The sequence below is a fragment of the Pseudooctadecabacter sp. genome (genome assembly GCF_020627745.1).
Lineage (GTDB): Bacteria > Pseudomonadota > Alphaproteobacteria > Rhodobacterales > Rhodobacteraceae > Octadecabacter.
On sequence record NZ_JAHDGE010000067.1, the window covers coordinates 1 to 5,219 of the forward strand.

General features: G+C 61.4%; 4 protein-coding genes and 1 pseudogene. 1 reads left to right on the forward strand and 4 read right to left on the reverse strand.

Annotated features, from left to right (window positions below):
• Window positions 1-774 (reverse strand): annotated as a pseudogene (locus tag QZ653_RS14745) (hypothetical protein); the annotation flags it as partial.
• Between the two features lie 170 nt (window positions 775-944).
• Between QZ653_RS14745 and QZ653_RS14750 the strand changes: the two are divergent.
• Window positions 945-1,658, forward strand: coding sequence for an SIMPL domain-containing protein (locus tag QZ653_RS14750; RefSeq protein WP_296421246.1), 714 nt, complete (start codon window positions 945-947; stop codon window positions 1,656-1,658).
• A 63-nt stretch (window positions 1,659-1,721) separates the two neighbouring features.
• Here the strand turns inward: QZ653_RS14750 and QZ653_RS14755 are convergent, their stop codons facing one another.
• From QZ653_RS14755 to QZ653_RS14765, 3 genes are all read right to left on the reverse strand, one after another.
• The gene (locus QZ653_RS14755) at window positions 1,722-3,014 is read right to left on the reverse strand and encodes an O-acetylhomoserine aminocarboxypropyltransferase/cysteine synthase family protein (RefSeq protein ID WP_296421248.1); all 1,293 of its coding nucleotides are present in this window, start codon (window positions 3,012-3,014) and stop codon (window positions 1,722-1,724) included.
• Window positions 3,015-3,131: 117 nt separating this feature from the next.
• Window positions 3,132-3,911, reverse strand: a complete 780-nt coding sequence (locus QZ653_RS14760) for an alpha/beta hydrolase family esterase (protein ID WP_296421251.1) — start codon at window positions 3,909-3,911, stop codon at window positions 3,132-3,134.
• Window positions 3,912-4,119: 208 nt separating this feature from the next.
• Complete coding sequence (locus QZ653_RS14765; RefSeq protein WP_296421253.1) at window positions 4,120-5,124, reverse strand: hypothetical protein; 1,005 nt, start codon at window positions 5,122-5,124, stop codon at window positions 4,120-4,122.
• Window positions 5,125-5,219 lie beyond the last annotated feature (95 nt).

The window sequence follows — 5,219 nt, forward strand, 5'->3', positions numbered from 1 at the left end:
AGGCTCAGGCTCAGGCTCAGGCTCAGGCTCAGGCTCAGGCTCAGGCTCAGGCTCGGCGTCGGGGGGGACCTGTGGCGCGGGATCGGGGATGAAGTCCGCGTCCGGCGCGGGCGGTGGTACGGGAAGGTCCTCGAAGGTCGGGGGGTCTTCGGCGGTTGTGTCGTTTGCAGCGTCGGTACGGGGGGCGTCCGCGTCGGGCTGCGGGTCGGCAATGGCGGGCGTCGCCTCATCCGCAACCGGAACGGCGGGAAGGGTCACATCCGCCTCACCGATGACCACGACAGCCTCGTCGTCGCGCGCGACGGTATGGCCCCCGACGGGGCCGAAATAGGCCTCGCCCACATAGGTGAAGGGCTCCGGCACGGCGGCAAAGCTGACGGGGTTGAACCCGTGTTCGGCGGCGAAACCTTCGGCCTCTTCCAGTGTCTCGCGGGCGACGGCGGCGACATACGTGCGCCCCCCTCCCTTGGCGAAATCATAGACCAGATCGTCCACCGCATAGGGCGTGGCCCCGTGCAAGGCGGCCCGCACGTCGTCGTCTTCGGCGCGGGTCGTGTCGAGGGCGATGTATTTGATCTGCTCATTGGGAATCAGCAGCTTGGTGGAAAACGGTGCCGCATCAAGGCTTTCGGCGGCGGTCTTCAGGCGCGTCAGGGCACCGGGCAAGTCGGGATCGTCCAACGCCACTTGACCGACCAGATGCCAGCCACCGTCCACACGGTGCATCAGGCGCAGGCCGTCGAACGACAAGGACAAGGCAAAATTCGGTTTCATGATGGTGATTTAGCATCCTCAGGCAGGGGTGCAAACTCCCCATTCATAACAGGCGCAACGCTACAGCAAGGTTTCGCGCAGGCCAAGCGGGACAAATTTTCGTATTTCCCCCAAGGCCGCGGCGCTGGCATACGTCATAAGGGGACACAGATGACAAAGGAGGGCGAGGTATGCGCCGCTATTTACCCCTGATGATGCTGACCGTTTTGCTGACCATGGCCGGACTGTCGGCCCATGCCGACATGGACCGCATTCTGACCGTGACCGGCACGGGCGAGATCACGGTGGCGCCAGATATGGCCACGATCAGCGTGGGCGTTCAGACAGACGGGATCGAGGCGTCGCAGGCGTTGGATGCAGCCAGTGCGGCAACTTTGGCCATTCTGGCGCGCCTTGACGTGGAGGGGGTGGCCCCCGCGCATGTGCAGACCGGTGCGGTGCGCCTGCAGCCGCAATATTCGAACAGCGCGTTGAGTTCGGGGCAACAGATCGTGGGATACAGGGCATTCAATTCCGTCAACGTGCAGGTCAATGATCTGGACCGTCTGGGCGGGCTGCTGGCGGCCCTTGTGGGGGACGGGGCCAACCGGCTGGACCGCGTCACATTCGGCCTTCAGGACCCGAAGGCCGCCACCGATGAGGCGCGCCGCCGTGCCGTGGCAGAGGCCATGCGCAAGGCGGGGCTTTATGCGGAGGCCGCGGGTGTTGCCATGGGCGATGTGCTGTCGATCTCGGAACAGGGCGGCGGGGGCTACCAGCCGTTTCGCGCGGAACCCGTGATGATGGAGGCCATGGCCTCCGCCCCGTCGTTCGATGTGCCGGTGGCCGCAGGCGAGATTGAATTGAGCGCTTCGATCACCATGGTATTCGCGATTGTGGAATGAAAAAGGGCCCCGGTTTCGGGGCCCTTTCGACATTAATATGTTTCTGTAAGTCGTTGAATGGGATTAGGAAACAGCCTTCGACAACGCCTGATCCAGATCCGCGATCAGATCATCTGCGTCTTCCAGACCAATAGACACCCGCACCACGCCCGGACCCGCGCCTGCAGCCTCTTGCTGCTCTGCCGTCAACTGGCGGTGGGTGGTTGAGGCAGAGTGGATGATCAGCGACCGCGCATCGCCCAGGTTGGCCACGTGGCTGAAAATCTCCAACGCATCGACCAGCTTGATACAGGCGTCATAGCCGCCCTTGACCGCGAAGGTGAACAGCGACGACGCGCCGCGCGGGCAGACGTCCTTCACCCGATCAAAATAGGGGGAGCTTTCAAGACCCGCATAGGTCACATAATCAATTCGGTCATCGGCCTCGAGCCATTTGGCAATCTTGGTGGCGTTCTCAACATGGCGATCCATGCGCAGGCTGAGGGTTTCGATCCCCATCAACGTGTAATGCGCGGCCTGCGGGTTCATCGTCATGCCAAGATCGCGCAGACCGATGGCGATGCCATGGAACGTATAGGCCAGCGGGCCGAAGGTCTCCGCGAATTTGAGGCCGTGATAGGCCTGCTCAGGCTCGCTCAGGGACGGGAACTTGTCGGATGCGGCCCAGTCGAATTTGCCGCTGTCCACAACGCAGCCGCCGGTAACGGATCCATTGCCCGTCAGGTATTTGGTCGTGGAATGCACCACCAGCGTGGCCCCGTGTTCGATCGGGCGACACAGGTACGGCGTGGCCGTGGTGTTGTCGATGATCAGCGGCACACCCGCCGCATCCGCGATATCGGCGATGGCGCGCACATCCATGATGTAACCGCCGGGGTTGGCGATGGCTTCGCCAAAAACCGCGCGTGTGTTGTCGTCGATTGCGGCTTTGACAGCGTCCAGATCGTCCATGTCGACGAACTTGGCCTCCCAACCGAACCGTTTGATGGTCTGGCTGAACTGGGTGATCGTGCCCCCATAAAGACGGCTGGACACCACAACGTTCATGCCAGGCGACATGATCGGGAACAGCGCCATGATCTGGGCTGCATGACCCGACGAACAGCACACGGCACCTGCACCGCCTTCAAGCGTGGCGATACGTTCTTGCAACACGGCCACGGTGGGGTTGGTCAGACGCGAATAGATGTATCCAACCTCTTGCAGATTGAACAATGCAGCCGCGTGGTCCGCATCGCGGAACACATAGGCGGTCGTTTGGTAAATCGGCGTGTTGCGCGCGCCTGTGGCCGGATCGGGGCGGGCGCCTGCGTGAATTTGCAGCGTGTCAAAGCCGTAGCTTGGCGTGTCGGTCATGGTGATCTCCCTTGGTTTGGCGCGACCTTACGCAAGGGGCGCGGCAACCTCAACGGCACGCAGGGGCGAAAGAACGCACAGTCCACCGACAAGACCCAGATCAAACGGATGTTTCGATCAATCGCGCTGGGACAGAATTTGCTCAACCTGAATGGGGATCCAGTCATGGGGAATGAAATGCCCACCGGGATGCAAATCCAATGTCACATGGCCACCGGGGCAGTCCCAGACGGTGCGTTGAAACGTCAAAAACGGCCGCGCGTTCCAAGGCCCCTGATCCTGCCCGTCGCCGCACCCGAAACGGTCACGCCAAAGGGCGACAGGCGTATCGGTCTCACCGCGAGGCCCAAACGGAAAATCAAGAACCTGATCGTCCAACCCGTAGACCTGTCTCGCTTCACGCGGGGCCTGATCGCATGCGGCACCGGCGGAAAAACTCCCCGCCACAGCCAAAAGGGCGGCAATATCCGCCCCATCATCACAAACAAACCGCCACGCCATATAGGCGCCATAGGAATAGCCGGAAACGAAGATATGGTCAGGGTCCACCGGATACCGCGCCGCCAAATCCTCCAGCACGGCCCGCGCAAAAGCGGTATCGCGCGAACCCGCGGCTCTGAAATCCCAACTGCCGCCCAGACCATTGGGCGCCACCAACAACACATCCTCGGCCACAGCACGCACGGCAATCCGGTCATGACGGACAATCAACCCGCCTTGGCGGCCCCAGCCGTGAAAGTGCAGCAACACGGGCAGGGGGCTGACACCGTCCCACCCATCAGGCGCGCGCAGATGATAGGACCGGTCGCCCAACGTGCAGGCGGTCTGCCCGCTGCAGGCCGCGCCCGCCACGGGCGCAAGAACGACGGCCAGAACCATAAGGATCATGCGTATCATATTCTGCCCATATCCTCGCCGCGCAATTTGGGCCACTCACAGCTGCGTCAACTTGGCCCCTCTGTGTTTCTCTGGTTCAAAAATACCTAAAAACCCAAAGACGCCCCGCACAACGCCCCCTCCGGTACAGACCCCGAATTTTCGCCAGAAAATTTGCCCCCCCGCCGTCCGCAGGACCCGATCGTCAGATCGACCCCGACACAAGACCCTAGCGCATCCAGAAGCCTTCGCGCTTGATCGTGTTGCGGATCTGGCGTTCCCGTGGGGGCAGGTCGTTCTGGTCAAACAGATCGCGCACCTTCAATCCGCGTTCCTGATAGATCATCCGCTTGAACGGGTCATATTGCTTGAGCCATTTTTTGACCTTGTTGGGGGCCGCAACCTCCGCCAGAGCCTCGACCACGGCATCCCCCTCACGGGCATACAGCAGCGGCAGCATCCGGTAATGGCAGGTCAAATCCCCATCCAAACCCGCAAGATCATCACCGGGTCGCCCACCGCCAAAGCTGTGGATCACAAGGGGCAGGGCGATCTGGTCCAACCACGGATCGAAGGATTGCAGCACCAGTTCCTCAGGGTGGTTGTCACGAATGTCCACGGCCCAATCGCGCCAGCGTGCGCCAAAGGCCGGCGCATCGTGGCCCGTCACCCAACCTGCATTGAAATAGAGATACCGTTCCCAATATTCATCCGGTTGGGACAGATCGAGGGTGCTGTCAAACTCCAACCCGAACTTGTCGTAAAGCGATTTCCAGACCGCCGTGTAGCCCGGCCAATACAGTTCTTCTTCAGGCCAGGTGCCCGTGCGCCGCATGGAGGCCGAGGGGCGGCTGAAGTCGGTGTCCAGCGTCCCCAGATCGCCCACGATCAATGTATCAGTATCCAGAAACAGGAAATTGCGCCCCTCGGGCATGGCACACAGCGCTTCGATCTTGTTGCCGTGGGGGTAGCTTTCGCCGAAGGCCGTGTTTTCAAACGGCAGGATCGTTGCACCGAAACCTTCCAACGCGGCTTTGATGTCGCCGCGCATGCCTGGATCGCGGGACCACAGCGGACCGGGGCGGGGTTCGGCAATATAAAGTGTGCCCCGAAACGACGGCGCCTTTTCTTTTAATGATGCCGCCAGCAGGATCGCCTCGTATTGCAAGCGGCCTGTTTGCCCCACGGCCACGATGTCGAAATCGGAAACGTCCTGTGTCTTCGTCTTTGCCATTGGTTGTGCCTGTTCACCTGTTGGCGCGACTATAAGGCTGGCGCGGGGGCATGTAACCCCTTTGGTCGGTGTTGATCTTTATTGGGCATGCGTCT

Bases quoted from the DNA above. Each gene is read 5' to 3' on its own strand.
- QZ653_RS14760 (WP_296421251.1), bottom strand. From the start codon at position 3,911: ATGATACGCATGATCCTTATGGTTCTGGCCGTCGTTCTTGCGCCCGTG.
- QZ653_RS14750 (WP_296421246.1), top strand. From the start codon at position 945: ATGCGCCGCTATTTACCCCTGATGATGCTGACCGTTTTGCTGACCATG.
- QZ653_RS14755 (WP_296421248.1), bottom strand. From the start codon at position 3,014: ATGACCGACACGCCAAGCTACGGCTTTGACACGCTGCAAATTCACGCA.
- QZ653_RS14765 (WP_296421253.1), bottom strand. From the start codon at position 5,124: ATGGCAAAGACGAAGACACAGGACGTTTCCGATTTCGACATCGTGGCC.